General features: G+C 70.3%; 21 protein-coding genes. 2 read left to right on the top strand and 19 right to left on the bottom strand.

The window, feature by feature from the left end; all coding sequences use genetic code 11:
• Positions 1 to 7 precede the first annotated feature (7 nt).
• Positions 8 to 844, top strand: coding sequence for a tRNA pseudouridine(38-40) synthase TruA (truA, locus tag CLV56_RS13035; RefSeq protein ID WP_100415158.1), 837 nt, complete (start codon positions 8 to 10; stop codon positions 842 to 844).
• A gap of 9 nt (positions 845 to 853) precedes the next feature.
• Positions 854 to 1,453, top strand: coding sequence for a class I SAM-dependent methyltransferase (locus CLV56_RS13030; protein ID WP_039345498.1), 600 nt, complete (start codon positions 854 to 856; stop codon positions 1,451 to 1,453).
• Positions 1,454 to 1,468: 15 nt separating this feature from the next.
• On the opposite strand, the gene CLV56_RS13025 is transcribed toward CLV56_RS13030, so the two are convergent.
• The 19 genes from CLV56_RS13025 to rplF all read right to left on the bottom strand — a co-directional run bounded on the left by CLV56_RS13025 (position 1,469) and on the right by rplF (position 14,436).
• Positions 1,469 to 3,175 carry an ABC-F family ATP-binding cassette domain-containing protein gene (locus CLV56_RS13025; RefSeq protein WP_039345496.1) on the bottom strand — a complete coding sequence of 569 codons (1,707 nt, stop codon included), beginning with the start codon at positions 3,173 to 3,175 and terminating at the stop codon, positions 1,469 to 1,471.
• 58 nt (positions 3,176 to 3,233) lie between these two features.
• Complete coding sequence (locus tag CLV56_RS13020) at positions 3,234 to 3,926, bottom strand: haloacid dehalogenase type II (protein ID WP_039345492.1); 693 nt, start codon at positions 3,924 to 3,926, stop codon at positions 3,234 to 3,236.
• 4 nt (positions 3,927 to 3,930) lie between these two features.
• Positions 3,931 to 4,974: an LLM class flavin-dependent oxidoreductase gene (locus CLV56_RS13015; RefSeq protein ID WP_039345514.1), complete on the bottom strand. Its 1,044-nt coding sequence runs from the start codon at positions 4,972 to 4,974 to the stop codon at positions 3,931 to 3,933.
• A gap of 97 nt (positions 4,975 to 5,071) precedes the next feature.
• On the bottom strand, positions 5,072 to 5,341 hold the full coding sequence (locus CLV56_RS13010) for a GlsB/YeaQ/YmgE family stress response membrane protein (protein ID WP_039345490.1): 270 nt from the start codon (positions 5,339 to 5,341) through the stop codon (positions 5,072 to 5,074).
• A gap of 131 nt (positions 5,342 to 5,472) precedes the next feature.
• Positions 5,473 to 6,066, bottom strand: a complete 594-nt coding sequence (gene rplQ / locus CLV56_RS13005) for a 50S ribosomal protein L17 (protein WP_039345486.1) — start codon at positions 6,064 to 6,066, stop codon at positions 5,473 to 5,475.
• Positions 6,067 to 6,114: 48 nt separating this feature from the next.
• A complete protein-coding gene (locus CLV56_RS13000) occupies positions 6,115 to 7,125 on the bottom strand; it encodes a DNA-directed RNA polymerase subunit alpha (protein ID WP_039345483.1) in 1,011 nt (336 codons plus the stop codon).
• A 94-nt stretch (positions 7,126 to 7,219) separates the two neighbouring features.
• Complete coding sequence (rpsD, locus tag CLV56_RS12995) at positions 7,220 to 7,828, bottom strand: 30S ribosomal protein S4 (RefSeq protein WP_039345480.1); 609 nt, start codon at positions 7,826 to 7,828, stop codon at positions 7,220 to 7,222.
• Positions 7,829 to 7,856: 28 nt separating this feature from the next.
• Positions 7,857 to 8,255, bottom strand: a complete 399-nt coding sequence (gene rpsK, locus CLV56_RS12990) for a 30S ribosomal protein S11 (protein ID WP_039345476.1) — start codon at positions 8,253 to 8,255, stop codon at positions 7,857 to 7,859.
• Positions 8,255 to 8,632 (bottom strand): 30S ribosomal protein S13, encoded by a 378-nt coding sequence (rpsM, locus tag CLV56_RS12985; protein ID WP_039345473.1) that lies wholly within the window; start codon positions 8,630 to 8,632, stop codon positions 8,255 to 8,257. Before rpsM ends, rpsK begins: the two co-directional genes overlap by 1 nt.
• Positions 8,633 to 8,760: 128 nt before the next feature.
• Positions 8,761 to 8,874, bottom strand: a complete 114-nt coding sequence (rpmJ, locus tag CLV56_RS12980) for a 50S ribosomal protein L36 (protein WP_039345470.1) — start codon at positions 8,872 to 8,874, stop codon at positions 8,761 to 8,763.
• A gap of 79 nt (positions 8,875 to 8,953) precedes the next feature.
• Positions 8,954 to 9,175, bottom strand: coding sequence for a translation initiation factor IF-1 (gene infA / locus CLV56_RS12975; protein WP_039345467.1), 222 nt, complete (start codon positions 9,173 to 9,175; stop codon positions 8,954 to 8,956).
• A gap of 189 nt (positions 9,176 to 9,364) precedes the next feature.
• Positions 9,365 to 10,201 (bottom strand): type I methionyl aminopeptidase, encoded by an 837-nt coding sequence (map, locus tag CLV56_RS12970; protein WP_039345465.1) that lies wholly within the window; start codon positions 10,199 to 10,201, stop codon positions 9,365 to 9,367.
• An 8-nt stretch (positions 10,202 to 10,209) separates the two neighbouring features.
• Positions 10,210 to 10,776, bottom strand: coding sequence for an adenylate kinase (locus CLV56_RS12965; protein ID WP_039345462.1), 567 nt, complete (start codon positions 10,774 to 10,776; stop codon positions 10,210 to 10,212).
• A complete protein-coding gene (gene secY / locus CLV56_RS12960; RefSeq protein WP_039345459.1) occupies positions 10,776 to 12,083 on the bottom strand; it encodes a preprotein translocase subunit SecY in 1,308 nt (435 codons plus the stop codon). The genes CLV56_RS12965 and secY overlap by 1 nt, the downstream gene beginning before the upstream one ends.
• Before the next feature lie 139 nt (positions 12,084 to 12,222).
• Positions 12,223 to 12,663, bottom strand: a complete 441-nt coding sequence (gene rplO / locus CLV56_RS12955) for a 50S ribosomal protein L15 (RefSeq protein ID WP_039345455.1) — start codon at positions 12,661 to 12,663, stop codon at positions 12,223 to 12,225.
• 14 nt (positions 12,664 to 12,677) lie between these two features.
• On the bottom strand, positions 12,678 to 12,863 hold the full coding sequence (gene rpmD, locus CLV56_RS12950; protein ID WP_039345452.1) for a 50S ribosomal protein L30: 186 nt from the start codon (positions 12,861 to 12,863) through the stop codon (positions 12,678 to 12,680).
• Positions 12,863 to 13,468, bottom strand: coding sequence for a 30S ribosomal protein S5 (gene rpsE / locus CLV56_RS12945; protein WP_039345449.1), 606 nt, complete (start codon positions 13,466 to 13,468; stop codon positions 12,863 to 12,865). The genes rpmD and rpsE overlap by 1 nt, the downstream gene beginning before the upstream one ends.
• Positions 13,469 to 13,510: 42 nt before the next feature.
• A complete protein-coding gene (gene rplR / locus CLV56_RS12940) occupies positions 13,511 to 13,894 on the bottom strand; it encodes a 50S ribosomal protein L18 (RefSeq protein ID WP_039345446.1) in 384 nt (127 codons plus the stop codon).
• Positions 13,894 to 14,436: a 50S ribosomal protein L6 gene (gene rplF, locus CLV56_RS12935; RefSeq protein ID WP_039345443.1), complete on the bottom strand. Its 543-nt coding sequence runs from the start codon at positions 14,434 to 14,436 to the stop codon at positions 13,894 to 13,896. Before rplF ends, rplR begins: the two co-directional genes overlap by 1 nt.
• Positions 14,437 to 14,449 lie beyond the last annotated feature (13 nt).

Genomic DNA, 14,449 nt, shown 5'->3' with positions numbered 1-14,449 from the left:
TGTGCGGGTGCGCGTGAGACTCGACCTGGCCTACGACGGCTCTGCGTACCGCGGCTGGGCCCGACAGCCCGACCACCCCTCGGTCCAGCAGACGGTCGAGGACGCGTTGACGCTGGTGCTGCGGCTCGACGAGCCCGCCCGGCTGACGGTCGCCGGACGCACCGACACCGGCGTCCACGCCCGCGGGCAGGTGGCGCACGTCGACCTGCCCGACGACCTCGAGCTCGATCCGGAGCCGCTGGTCCGCCGGCTCGACCGGGCCCTGCCCGACGACGTGGTCGTGCGGGCGCTCGCCGCGGCACCCGAGGGCTTCGACGCGAGATTCTCCGCGATGCGACGCCGCTACGTGTACCGGCTGTGGGACCTGCCGAGCGGGCCCGACCCGCTGCACCGCAACCACATCGTCCACCACCCGCGGCCGCTCGACGTCTCCGCGATGAACGACGCAGCGGTGGGCGTGCTCGGAGAGAACGACTTCGCGGCCTTCTGCCGTCGCCGTGAGGGCGCCACCACGATCCGCACGCTCCAGCAGCTCACCACGCGCCGGACCGACTCCCGGATCGTCGAGACGACCGTCGTCGCCGACGCCTTCTGCCACTCGATGGTGCGCTCGCTGATGGGCGCCCTCACCGCGGTCGGCGAGGGACGCCACGAGCCGGCCTGGATGGCCCGGGTGCTCGGCGCACGCACCCGCGACCCGCGCGTCAAGGTGATGCCGGCTCACGGCCTCACCCTGGAGGAGGTCGAGTATCCCGCCGACGCACGGCTCGCGGCCCGCGCCGAGGAGGCCCGCAGCTTCCGCGGCCCGCTCGAGGCCGACTCCGCTCTCGACTCCGAGGACTGAGCGGTCGCGATGACCGAGCACTACTTCGGACAGACCCCCAGCGGGCCGCAGAACCGGCGCGAGGTGACGGCGGAGGTCTGGGGCCGCTCCTACACCTTCACGACCGCCGGGGGCGTCTTCGCGCGCGACGGCCTCGACAAGGCCACCGCGATCCTGCTGCGCACCTGCGCGCCACCGTCGCAGGCACGGTCCGTGCTCGACCTGGGGTGCGGGTGGGGCGCGATCGCCGTCCCGGTCGCCCGGGAGGTTCCCCAGGCGACGGTGCACGCGATCGACCCGAACGAGCGTGCCCGGGAGCTGGCCCGGCTCAACGCGGAGCGTGCCGGGGTCGCCGACCGGGTCGCCGTGATGGCACCGGACGACGTCCCGTCCGAGGCGACCTACGACGAGATCTGGTCGAACCCGCCCATCCGGATCGGCAAGGCGGCGCTGCACGAGCTCCTGCTGCGCTGGCTCGACCGACTGGCACCCGACGGGGTGGCGCGGATGGTCGTCGGCCGCAACCTCGGCTCCGACTCCCTCCAGCGATGGCTGACCGAGCAGGGCTGGCCGACCGAGCGGGTCACGAGCGCGAAGGGCTTCCGCGTGCTCGCGACGCGGCGCGGCTGAGCCACGCGGCCGCGCTCACCGGGCCCGCTCGACCCGGCTCTCGTCCCAGACCGGCTCGTCGGACTCGACGACCGTCCCGTCGGCACGGAAGACCACGAACCGGTCGAGCGTCCGCGCGAACCAGCGGTCGTGGGTCACCGCGAGCACCGTCCCCTCGAACGCGTCCAGTCCCTGCTCCAGCGCCTCCGCCGACTCCACGTCGAGGTTGTCGGTCGGTTCGTCGAGCAGCAGCAGCGTGGCACCGGAGAGCTCGAGCAGCAGGATCTGGAACCGCGCCTGCTGCCCCCCGGACAACGCCTCGAACCGCTGCTCGGCCGCGCGAGCCAGCTCGTAGCGGTCCAGCGCCCGCGCTGCCTGCTCGTGTCCCATGCCGGCACGACCGTGGCCGCTCGGTCCGACCTCCCCGCGATGCAGGACCTCGAGCAGGGTCCGGCCGACCAGACCGGGCCGCACGTGCGTCTGGACGAACCAGCCCGGGCGGACCCGCGCCCCCAGCCGCGCGACGCCGGTGTGCGCGACCGGGTCGACCGGCTCGTCGCCGACCGGCAGGTGCTCGGTCTCGGGGCGCGTGCCACCGCCCGCCAGCAGCCGCAGCAGGTGCGACTTGCCGGAGCCGTTCGAGCCGAGCACGCCGACCCGCTCACCGAAGAACACCTCGAGGTCGAACGGCTTCATCAGCCCGGTCAGCTCGAGCTGCTCGCAGACCAGGACCCGCTTGCCCGTACGGCCGCCGGACAGCCGCATCGAGACCTGCTGCTCGATCGGGACGGCCTGCGGCGGGCCCGCCTCCTCGAACCGGCGGAGCCGTGTCTGCGCCGCGCGGTAGCGGGCCGCCATGTCCGAGTTGTACGCCGCCTTGTTCTTGTAGAGCAGCACCAGCTCGCGGAGCTTCAGGCGCTCCTCGTCCCATCGTCGACGCTGCTCCTCGAGACGCGCGAAGCGTGCGGTCCGCGCCTCGTGGTACGTCGCGAAGCCGCCGGGATGGGTCCACGCCACCGCCCCGGCGGCGCCGAGCTCCAGCGTGACGACCCGCGTGGCCGCAGACGCGAGCAGCGCCCGGTCGTGGCTCACCAGCAGCACCGTCTTCGCGGTCGCACGCAGCTGGTCCTCGAGCCAGCGCTTGCCCGGGACGTCGAGGTAGTTGTCCGGCTCGTCCAGCAGCAGGACGTCGTCGGAGCCACGCAGGAGCGCCTCCAGCACCAGACGCTTCTGCTCACCGCCCGACAGCGTCGTCAGCTCGCGCCAGCGCACCCGGTCGTACCCGGTCCCGAGCGCGGCCGTGCAGCACGCGTCCCAGACCACCTCGGCGTCGTACCCGCCCGCGTCGGCGTACTCGGCGAGCGCCGCCGCGTAGCGCAGCTGGGTCGGCTCGTCGTCGCGCTCCATCAGCTCGAGCTCGATCGCGTCGACCGCGCGCGCGGCCGCCCGGACCCGCGGCGGCGCGACCGACAGCAGCAGGTCCCGCACCGTCTCGACGGCGAGACCGTCGATCGACCGCGTGACCATCTGGCGCATGACGCCGAGTCCCCCCGAGCGGCTCACCGCACCCCCGTGCGCGTCGATCTCGCCGGAGACGATCCGCAGGAGCGTCGACTTGCCCGCGCCGTTCGCCCCGACGAGCGCGACCACGGCCCCGTCCCCGACCCGGAACGAGACGTCGTCGAGCAGCACCCGGCCGTCCGGCAGGTGGTAGCGGATGCTGCTCAGGTCGACGTGGCCCATGGGCTCAGTCTCATACCTGCGTCAACGCGATTACGTCGGGGGGCGCGCATCCGTGTCGTCACGCTCCGAGGGCGTCCGCCAAGGCGTCGAGACCGCCGACCTCGAGGTCGAACCCGTCGTCGGTCCTCGGGGGGTCGCCCACCGGTCGCTCGACGTAGGCGGTCCGCATCCCGACGGCCCGGGCGCCCCGGAGGTCCCACGCGTGCGCCGCGACCATCAGGACGCGCTCCGCCGGGACCGCCGCGGCGCTGAGGGCCAGCCCGTAGACCTCCGGGGCCGGCTTGTAGGCGCCGGCGTCCTCGCTGGACAGCGCCAGGTGCCAGCGCAGCCCGGCCGCCGCGTCCAGCCGCAGCAGGGACGCCCGGCTGGCGTTCGAGAGCCCGACCAGCGGATACCGACGCGCCAGCCGCTCCAACCCTCCGTCGGCGTCGGGCCACGCCGGCAGCCGGCGTCCGGCGGCTGCCAGCCGTGCGACCACCTCCACGTCACCCAGACCGGCCCGCGCCGCGACCGCCTCCGCCGCCTCCGCGTCGACGACGTCGCTGGGGGCGTACGCACGGTCGCCCGCAGCGATCCGCAGCTGCTGGTCCTCGACGACCGTCTGCCAGAGCCCGACGAGCTCCCCCAGGGCCGCGTCGTCCGCGGCCGGGACCGCCTCCGCGATCGCGGCACGCAGGCCACTGGGCTCGTCGACCAGGGTGCCGAGGACGTCGAACACGACGACGTCGACGACGTCACGCAGTGCGACCACCGTCTCAGCCGTCGAGCGCTTCGGCGAGCAGCGCCAGGGTGCGCTCCCGTGCGTCCGACCGTCGCGGGTCCTCTCCCTGCCGGGCCGAGGCGACGGGGTGCACCATCACCTCGTCGACGTCGAACTGCGCGGCGAGCCGGCGGACCTCCTGCGCGGCCTGCGCCGGGTCGCCGACGATGTTGCGGGCCAGCCCCTCCTCCACCATGGCCAGCTGCTGCCCCGTCAGCTCGGCCTTCTCCGCGTCCTCCACCAGGTCGAGCGCGGCGAGCGACGCCCCGGTCCGCAGTCTCGCCATGGACTGGAGGTTCGGGATCGCCAGCGCGACGGCTTCGTCCCGCGTCTGCGCGACGACGGCGTTGACCGTCAGGAACGTCCGCGGCGCCGGCGTGGTCTCGCTCGGCTGGAACTCACGGCGGTAGATGGCGAGTGCCTCGGCCGTGCCGTGGCCGGAGAAGTGGTGTGCGAAGACGTACGGGAGGCCCTTCGCCGCGGCGAGGTGCGCGGAGTAGGTCGACGAGCCGAGCAGCCACTGGCGCGGGGTCGACGTCGCGGCCGGCGTGGCCCGCAGGCGGTAGTCCTGACCGCGGATCGGCACCCGCACGCCGACGGAGGAGTCCATCAGCGCCATCACGTCGTCGAGGTACTGCGGGAACTGCTGGACGTCGGTGTCGTCACGGCCGGCGGCGCCGCGCAGCGCCCACGACGTGACCGGGTCCGAACCCGGGGCGCGACCGAGGCCCAGGTCGATCCGGTCGGGATAGGCCGCCTCGAGCAGAGCGAACTGCTCGGCCACCGCCAACGGGGCGTGGTTGGGCAGCATGACCCCACCGGAGCCGACCCGGATCCGGTCCGTACGGCCGGCGAGGAGGCCGATCAGCACCGGCGGCGACGTCGCTGCCACGGCGGGCATGTTGTGGTGCTCGGCCACCCAGTAGCGGGTGAACCCGAGCCGGTCGGCGGTCTGGGCGAGCGCGACCGTCGCAGCGAGGGCGTCAGCCGTCGTCTGGTCGGTACGGACGGGGACGAGGTCGAGGACCGAGAGCTTCACCGATGCCATACCAGGTGACAACGTCCCGAGGCCGGTCGCCCATTCCTGCAGGAGCTGTCCTGGGCGGTCGTCCTGGCGCGACGGGTACGCGGGCTGCTCAGCCCAGGCCGGCGGTGCTGCGCTCGCGCCACCAGGTCCAGACGGCCGTCACGATGACCGCGCCGGCGATGGAGCCGATGATGCCGCTGGGCCGGATGTCCAGACCGTCGCCGGAGATCAGGCTGATCAGCAGCCCGCCGATGAACGAGCCGGCGATGCCGGCGACGAAGGCCATGGTCCAGTCGACACCGGACGAGGCCCGGCCGACGATGAACTGGGCGGCGGCGCCGGCGAGCATGCCGAAGAGGATGATTGCGATGATGAGCACGGGAGCATCCTAGAGCGTCGGGGTGGGGCGAGGACAAACGCCCGAGGCCGGCACCCCTCGCAGGGGCGCCGGCCTCGGGTGTCGTACGCCCGCCGTCGAGCGACAGCGGGCGTACGGCGGGTCGAGCGGCGTCAGGCCTTGTCGGCCTCGGCGTCGTCGGTCTTCTCGGCAGCAGCCTCGTCCGCGGGCGCCTCGGCGGCCTCGGTCTCCTCGGCGGCCGGAGCCTCGTCGGTCGTCGCCTCAGCAGCGGCGGCCTCGGCGGCCTCCTCGGTCTCGGCCTCGGTCGCGGCGATCGCGTCCTTGACCTCGTCCGCCTCGGCCGGGGCCGCAGTCTCGGCCTTGGCCGGCTTCGTCGTCACGGAGAAGTCCTTCTCCTCGACGAGCTCGATCACGGCCATGGGGGCGTTGTCGCCCTTGCGGGGGCCGATCTTGGTGATCCGCGTGTAGCCACCGGGACGGGTCGCGTACTTCGGCGCGATCTCGGTGAACAGCTCGTGCAGGATCGACTTGTCACGGATGACCTTGACGACCTGACGGCGGTTGGCGACGGTGTCGACCTTCGCCTTGGTGATCAGCGACTCGGCGTACGGCCGCAGGCGCTTGGCCTTGGCCTCGGTCGTGGTGATGCGACCGTGCTCGAAGAGGCTGGTCGCGAGGTTGGCGAGGATGAGGCGCTGGTGCGCCGGGCTCCCGCCGAGCCGCGGACCCTTGGTAGGCGTGGGCATTGCAGTTTCTCCTGGGTGTCGTGCGGAGAACAGTGCGGAGCCGGTGGCTCAGTACTGCTCGTCCTCCGCGAAGCTCTCGTCGTCGTCGTAGGAGTCGACCACCGCGGTCGGGTCGAAGCCCGCCGGGCTGTCCTTGAGGCCGAGGCCCATCTCGTGGAGCTTCGCCTTGACCTCGTCGATCGACTTCGAACCGAAGTTGCGGATGTCCAGCAGGTCCTGCTCGGAGCGCGAGATCAGCTCACCCACGGTGTGGATGCCCTCGCGCTTGAGGCAGTTGTACGAACGGACCGTCAGGTGGAGGTCCTCCACCGGCAGGGCCAGGTCGGCCGCGAGCGCCTCGTCGACCGGCGACGGGCCGATGTCGATGCCCTCCGCCTCGACGTTGAGCTCACGGGCCAGCCCGAACAGCTCGACGAGCGTCTTGCCGGCCGACGCCACCGCGTCGCGCGGCGTGATCGAGCGCTTCGTCTCGACGTCGATGATGAGCTTGTCGAAGTCGGTGCGCTGCTCGACTCGGGTGGCCTCGACCTTGTACGTGACCTTGAGGACCGGGCTGTAGATCGAGTCGACCGGCATGCGGCCGATCTCCTCGTCGCCGGACTTGTTCTGGACGGCGGACACGTAGCCGCGTCCGCGCTCGACCACCAGCTCCAGCTCCAGCTTGCCCTTGTCGTTGAGCGTCGCGATCTTGAGATCGGGGTTGTGCACCTCGACACCGGCCGGCGGCGCGATGTCCGCGGCGGTGACGTCTCCGGGGCCCTGCTTGCGCAGGTACATCACGACGGGCTCGTCGTGCTCGGAGCTGACCACGAGGTTCTTCAGGTTGAGGATGATCTCGGTGACGTCCTCGGTGGCACCGGGGACGGTCGAGAACTCGTGGAGCACGCCGTCGATCTTGATCGACGTGACGGAGGCACCCGGGATCGACGACAGGAGCGTGCGACGCAGCGAGTTGCCGAGCGTGTAGCCGAAGCCGGGCTCGAGCGGCTCGATGACGAAGCGCGAACGGTAGTCGTCGACGACGTCCTCGGACAGGGTGGGGCGCTGTGCGATCAGCATGTTCTGGTTTCCTTTCCGCGTCGCCCGCTATTTGACGGACACGGTGAGTGGAGCGGTGGTGCCGGCCCGGTGGGAACCGGGCCGGCGCGAGCGATCAGATCTTGGAGTAGTACTCCACGATCAGCTGCTCGGTGATCGGGACGACGATCTGGTCGCGGACCGGAAGCTGGTGGATCAGGATCCGCCCCTTCTCCGGCACGCTGGTGATCCAGCCGGGCACGGAGTCGGAGTCGAACGTCTCGCGGGCCACGATGAACGGCGTCATCTCGAGCGACTTCGGCCGCACGTCGACGATGTCGTACTGGCTGACCTGGAACGACGGGACGTTGACCTTCTGGCCGTTGACCACGAAGTGGCCGTGCACGACGAGCTGGCGTGCGTGACGGCGGGTCCGCGCGAAGCCCGCGCGGTACACGACGTTGTCCAGGCGGCTCTCGAGGATCTGGAGGAGGTTGTCGCCGGTCTTGCCGGGGCGACGGTTCGCCTCCTCGTAGTACTTGCGGAACTGCTTCTCGAGAACGCCGTAGGTGTAGCGCGCCTTCTGCTTCTCCTGAAGCTGGGTGCGGTACTCGCTCTCCTTGATCCGCGCGCGGCCGTGCTGGCCGGGCGGGTAGGGGCGACGCTCGAATGCGGCGTCGCCACCGACGAGGTCGACACCGAGGCGGCGCGACTTCTTCGTCAGGGGGCCGGTGTAACGGGCCATGTCAAGAACTCCTCTGCGTGGCCGGCGGTCAGACGCGACGCCGCTTGGGCGGGCGGACGCCGTTGTGCGGGCTGGGGGTGACGTCCTGGATGGTGCCGACCTCGAGGCCGACCGCACCCAGCGACCGGATCGCCGTCTCGCGGCCCGAGCCCGGGCCCTTCACGAAGACGTCGATCTTCTTCATCCCGTGCTCCATGGCCCGGCGACCGGCCGCCTCGGCGGCCATCTGCGCGGCGTACGGAGTGGACTTGCGCGAACCCTTGAAGCCGACGGTGCCGGCCGAGGCCCACGAGATCACCGCACCCGACGGATCGGTGATCGTGACGATCGTGTTGTTGAACGTGCTCTTGATGTGGGCCTGACCGGCCGAGACGTTCTTCTTCTCCTTGCGGCGCACCTTCTTCGCGCCCGGACGGTTCGCGGCCATCACTTGCCCTTCTTCTTGCTGCCGGCGACGGTGCGCTTCGGACCCTTGCGGGAACGGGCGTTCGTCTTCGTGCGCTGACCGCGGACCGGGAGACCGGCGCGGTGGCGGCGGCCCTGGTAGCTCCCGATCTCGATCTTGCGGCGGATGTCCGCGGCGACCTCGCGCCGCAGGTCACCCTCGACCTGGTAGTTGGCCTCGATGTTGTCGCGCAGCGCGACGAGCTGGTCCTCGGACAGCTCGTGGACCCGCAGGTCCTCGCTGATGTCGAGCTCGGCAAGGATCTTCTCGGACCTGGTACGGCCGATGCCGTAGATGTAGGTGAGACCGATCACCACGCGCTTGTCGCGCGGGAGGTCCACCCCGATGAGGCGTGCCATTGGCTTCCTTTCACTGCGGAGGTCTGTGCGTGACGCATCCCGACTGCCTCAGTCGGGCCCCGGCCTCCGTTCCGGGGGAGGCGTCCTGCCGTCGGCGGGACGAGCGGTCACGTTGGGTGGGTCGGGCTTCAGCCCTGCCGCTGCTTGTGGCGCGGGTTGTCGCAGATCACCATGACGCGGCCGTGGCGACGGATCACCTTGCACTTGTCACAGATCGGCTTGACGCTCGGTTGAACCTTCATCGAGCTCTCTTCTCGTACGGACGGGTGGCAGACCACACGCACGACGGTCGCCGCCAGGCGGCCGCCGCACGACGGCGGGTCACTTGTACCGGTAGACGATCCGACCTCGGGTGAGGTCGTACGGGGACAGCTCCACCACTACGCGGTCCTCGGGAAGGATCCGGATGTAGTGCTGACGCATCTTGCCGCTGATGTGCGCAAGAACCTTGTGGCCGTTGGTCAGCTCAACCCGGAACATGGCGTTCGGGAGAGCCTCGATGACCGAGCCCTCGAGTTCGATGACGCCTTCTTTCTTCGGCATGTCCTCCGCAATCTGTCGTACGTCCCTGGCACGTCGGAACACGCACGTGCGCACACCCGAGCGCCCGCCTCGAGCAGACTCGAGAGGCACCAGCCGCAGGGCAGCGCGACACGCGGTCGTGGACCGACTCTCAAGAGTACCCAGGCCGAGCCTGCCGGGACAAATCCGGTGCCGGTCGTGCGACCGGGCTCACGCCGCGTCGGGACCGCCGTAGGCGACGCCGAGCGCCTCGAGGCGCGCGCGTCCGCCGTCGTGAGCGCTCAGCACCCACGCACCGGTGCGCGTGAGCGTGAACGAGTGCTCGAAGTGGGCCGCCCAGCCGCCGTCGTCGGTCACGACGGTCCAGTCGTCGTCGAGCACCGTCGTCTCGATGGTCGCCTCAGTGATCATCGGCTCCACCGCGAGGACCAGACCCTCGACCAGCTTCGGACCGCGGCCGCCGGCGGCGACGTTGGGGACGTTCGGGGCCATGTGCATCGCGGTCCCGATCCCGTGACCGACGTAGTCCTCGACGATGCCGTACGACTCGCCGCCCGGCTGCGAGCGGACGTACTGCTCGATGGCCGACCCGATGTCACCCACGCGTCCGCCGAGCCGAGCCGCGGCGATGCCTCGCCACAGCGACTCCTCGCAGACCCGCAGCAGCTCGCGCCTCGACTCGGAGACGTCCCCGACCGCGACCGTGATCGCCGAGTCGGAGTGCCAGCCCTCGAGCACGCAGCCGCAGTCGATCGAGACCAGGTCGCCGTCGGCGATCACCCGGTCCCCCGGGATGCCGTGCACCACCTCGTCGTTGACCGACGTGCAGATCGTGCCGGGGAAACCGTGGTAGCCCTTGAAGTTCGGCGCGGCGCCGCGGCTGCGGATCAGGTCCTCGGCCAGGGCGTCGAGCTCGCCGGTCGTGACCCCCGGCCGCAGCGCGTCGCGCACGGCGGCGAGCGCATCGGCGACGATCAGCCCGGCGCGACGCATCACCGCGACCTGGTCGGGCGACTTCAGCTCCAGCCCGCTGCCGAACAGCCCCATCAGCGAGGTCAGGCGCCCTGCGGGAGCGCCGAGAGGATCCGCGCCTGGACGTCGTCGACGTCACCGACGCCGTCGACCTGCACCAGCAGCCCGCGGTCGCGGTAGACCGACAACAGCGGGGTCGTCTGCTCGTAGACCTCCTGCCGGTGCCGGATGACCTCTTCGGTGTCGTCCGTACGGCCGGAGGTCTCCGCGCGCTTGAGCAGCCGTGCGATCAGCTCCTCGCGGTCCACGACGAGCTCGACGACCGCCTCGAGCGACTCACCGAGGTCGGCGAGGATCGCGTCGAGGGTGTCGACCTGGTCGACCGTGCGCGGGTAGCCGTCCAGCAGGAAGCCGACCCGGGCGTCGTCGGCCGCCAGGCGGTCGCGCACCATCGCGTTGGTGACCTCGTCGGGGACGTACTCGCCCTTGTCCATGTAGCTCTGCGCCTTGCGCCCGAGCTCGGTCCCCTCCGACACGTTCGCCCGGAAGATGTCGCCGGTCGAGATGTGCGGGATGCCGAGCTTCTCGGCGAGCAGCGTCGCCTGGGTGCCCTTGCCCGCTCCCGGAGGACCCATGAACAGAAGACGCATCACTTCAGGAACCCTTCGTAGTTGCGCTGCTGGAGCTGGCTCTCGATCTGCTTCACGGTGTCCAGCCCGACGCCCACCATGATGAGGATCGTCGTGCCGCCGAACGGGAAGTTCTGGTTGGCGTCGACGAGGATGAACGCGAACAGCGGCAGCATGGCGACGATGCCGAGGTACATCGCTCCGGGGAACGTGATCCGCGACAGCACGTAGCCGAGGTACTGCTCGGTCGCACGGCCGGCCCGGATGCCCGGGATGAACCCGCCGTACTTCTTCATGTTGTCCGCGACCTCCTTCGGGTTGAAGGTGATCGAGACGTAGAAGTAGGTGAAGAAGACGATCATCAGGAAGAACGTCAGCATGTACAGCGGGTGGTCGCCGGTCACGAAGTTCTCGTTCACCCAGCCCGCCCACGCGCTGTCGCTGTTGAAGTTCGCGGCGAGACCCGGCAGGTAGAGCAGGCTGCTCGCGAAGATCACGGGGATGACGCCGGCCTGGTTCACCTTGAGCGGGATGTAGGTCGACGAGCCGCCGAACATCTTGCGGCCGACCATGCGGCGGGCGTACTGGACCGGGATCCGGCGCTGGGCCTGCTCGACGAAGACGACCGCAGCCATCACCGCGAGACCGACGATCAGCACCACGGCGAAGACCGCCCAGCCCTGCTGCTGCTTGAGCAGCCACATGGTGCCGGGGAAGGTGGCGACGATCTGGGTGAAGATCAGCAGCGACATGCCGTTGCCGACGCCGTGCTCGGTGATCAGCTCGCCGAACCACATGATCATGCTGGTGCCGGCGACCATCGTGAGGACGATCAGCAGGAACAGCGCGACCGAGTCGTTGTCCTGGAGGAGGTCGCGGTTGCACACGCCGCCGAACAGCTGCCCGGAGCGGGCCATCGCGACGATGCCGGAGGCCTGGAGCACGGCCAGGCCGAGCGTCAGGTAGCGGGTGTACTGGGTGATCTTGGCCTGGCCGGACTGGCCCTCCTTCTTGAGGGCCTCCAGCCGTGGGATCACGACCGTGAGCAGCTGCAGGATGATGCTCGCGGTGATGTACGGCATGATGCCGAGCGCGAACACCGTCAACTGGAGGAGCGCACCGCCGGAGAAGACGTTCAGCAGGTTGAACAGGCTGTTCGCGTCCTCACCGGACGTCGCCTGGTTGAGGCAGAACTGGACGTTCTCGACGTCGATGCCCGGCGCCGGCAGCATCGACCCGAACCGGAACAGCACGAGGATGAACAGGACGAACAGGAGCTTCTTGCGAAGATCCGGCGTCCTGAACGCGTTCACGAAGGCGCTGAGCACCTGGTCCTCCTCTGGACAGCGCCGGCGATGTCCGTTGCTGCTTCGTCTGATGGTCGGATGCGAAACATGGCGACTCTAACAGCACCCCTGTGAGGTACTGCCAGAGACCGCCATGTCGCCTACGGACCCGAGGAATTCCTCAGATCTCGGTGGCCGTGCCGCCTGCCGCCTCGATCTTGCTCTTGGCGGAAGCGGAGAACTTCTCGGCCTTGACCTGCACGGCCACGGTGATCTCACCGTTGCCGAGGACCTTGACCGGGCGGCCCTTGCGGACCGCGCCCTTGGCCACGAGCGCAGCCGCGTCGACCTCGCCGCCGTCAGGGAACAGCTCGCCGAGGCGCGTCAGGTTCACGACCTGGTACTCGACCTTGAACGGGCTGCGGAACCCGCCGAGCTTCGGCAGGCGCATGTGGATCGGCACCTGGCCGCCCTCGAAGCCGACCGGAACCTGGTAGCGGGCGCCGGTGCCCTTGGTGCCGCGACCGGCGGTCTTGCCCTTGCTGGCCTCGCCTCGACCGACCCGGGTCTTCGCGGTCTTCGCGCCGGGCGCCGGGCGGAGGTGGTGGAGCTTGAGCGTCATCTTGGTACCTCCCCTCAATCCTGAACGGTCTTGACGTCGACCAGGTGGCTGACCGTGTCGATCATGCCGCGCACCTCGACGCGGTCCTCGCGGACCACGACGTCACCGATGCGCTTGAGACCGAGCGTGCGCAGGGTCTCGCGCTGGTTCTGCTTGCGCCCGATCCCCGAGCGCACCTGGGTGATCTCGAGCGACGCCATCACGCACCCGCCTTCACGGTGCTCGACGGGCTCGGCTCGGCCTGTGCCTTGAGGATCGCGGCCGGCGTGACGTGCTCGACCGGCAGGCCGCGGCGGTTCGCCACGTCGGCCGGCGCCTCGAGCATCTTCAGCGCCTCGATCGTCGCGTGCACGATGTTGATCGGGTTCGACGAGCCGAGCGACTTGCTCAGCACGTCGTGGATCCCCGCGGCCTCGAGCACGGCGCGCACCGGACCCCCGGCGATGACGCCGGTACCGGGAGCGGCCGGGCGCAGCATGACCACGCCGGCGGCCTTCTCACCCTGGATCGGGTGCGGGATCGTGCCCTGGATACGCGGCACGCGGAAGAAGGCCTTCTTCGCCTCCTCGACACCCTTCTGGATGGCGGTCGGCACCTCCTTGGCCTTGCCGTATCCGACACCGACCATGCCGTCGCCGTCGCCGACGACGACCAGAGCGGTGAAGCTGAAGCGACGACCACCCTTGACGACCTTCGCCACGCGGTTGATGCCGACGACCTTCTCGATGTATGCGGTCTTGTCCGCCGAGTCGCGTCCGCGACCCCGACGGTCCCCTCCGCCACTGCGGCGCTGGGCTCCGCTCATTCGACTGTCCTTCTCTCTCGTCTGGCTCAGACTGTGTCTGTTCTAGAAGGCGAGGCCGCCCTCGCGGGCGCCCTCCGCCAAGGCGGCGACGCGCCCCTGGTACTTGTTCCCTGCACGGTCGAACACGACGTTCTCGACCCCGGCCGCCTTCGCGCGGTCGGCGATCAGCTCGCCGACCCGACGCGCCTTGGCGGTCTTGTCACCGTCGAGCGAACGCAGGTCCGCCTCCATGGAGGACGCGGACGCGAGCGTACGGCCCTCGAGGTCGTTGACGACCTGCGCCACGATGTGCCGACTCGACCGGGTGATGACCAGGCGCGGACGGTCCTGCGTGCCGGAGACACGCTTGCGACCGCGCATCTGACGACGCCGACGGCCCGCGACCCGCGCCGCCTCGTGCTTGCGGTGCTTGAGAGCGATAGCCATTACTTACCAGCCTTCCCGGCCTTGCGGCGCACGTGCTCACCGGCGTACCGGACGCCCTTGCCCTTGTAGGGCTCGGGCTTGCGCAGCTTGCGGATGTTCGCTGCGACCTCGCCGACCTGCTGCTTGTCGATGCCCGTGACCGTGAGCTTCGTCGGGGACTCCACCGTGAAGGTGACGCCCTCCGGCGCGTTGAACGGCACCGGGTGGCTGAACCCGAGGCTCAGCTCGATCGCGGCCGGGCCCTTGGCCAGGACGCGGTAGCCGACGCCGACGAGCTCGAGCTTCTTCTCGTAGCCCTCGGTGACGCCGAGCACCATGTTGTTGATCAGCGTGCGGGTCAGACCGTGCAGCGAGCGGTTCTTGCGCTCGTCGTCCGGACGCTCGACCGCGACGCGGCCCTCGTCGTCCTTGCTGACCGCGATCGGCTCGGCGACGGTGTGCGACAGGGTGCCCTTCGGCCCCTTCACGGTCACCGTCTGCCCGTCGATGGCGACGTCGACGCCCGAGGGGACGGTCACCGGCTGCTTGCCAATGCGTGACATCTGTTCCGTCCTC

It is taken from the genome of Mumia flava, from assembly GCF_002797495.1.
In the GTDB taxonomy this organism is placed as follows: Bacteria; Actinomycetota; Actinomycetes; order Propionibacteriales; family Nocardioidaceae; genus Mumia; species Mumia flava.
The sequence above is the reverse complement of the archived record's forward strand: the minus strand, read 5'-3'. Positions and strand labels throughout refer to the sequence as shown.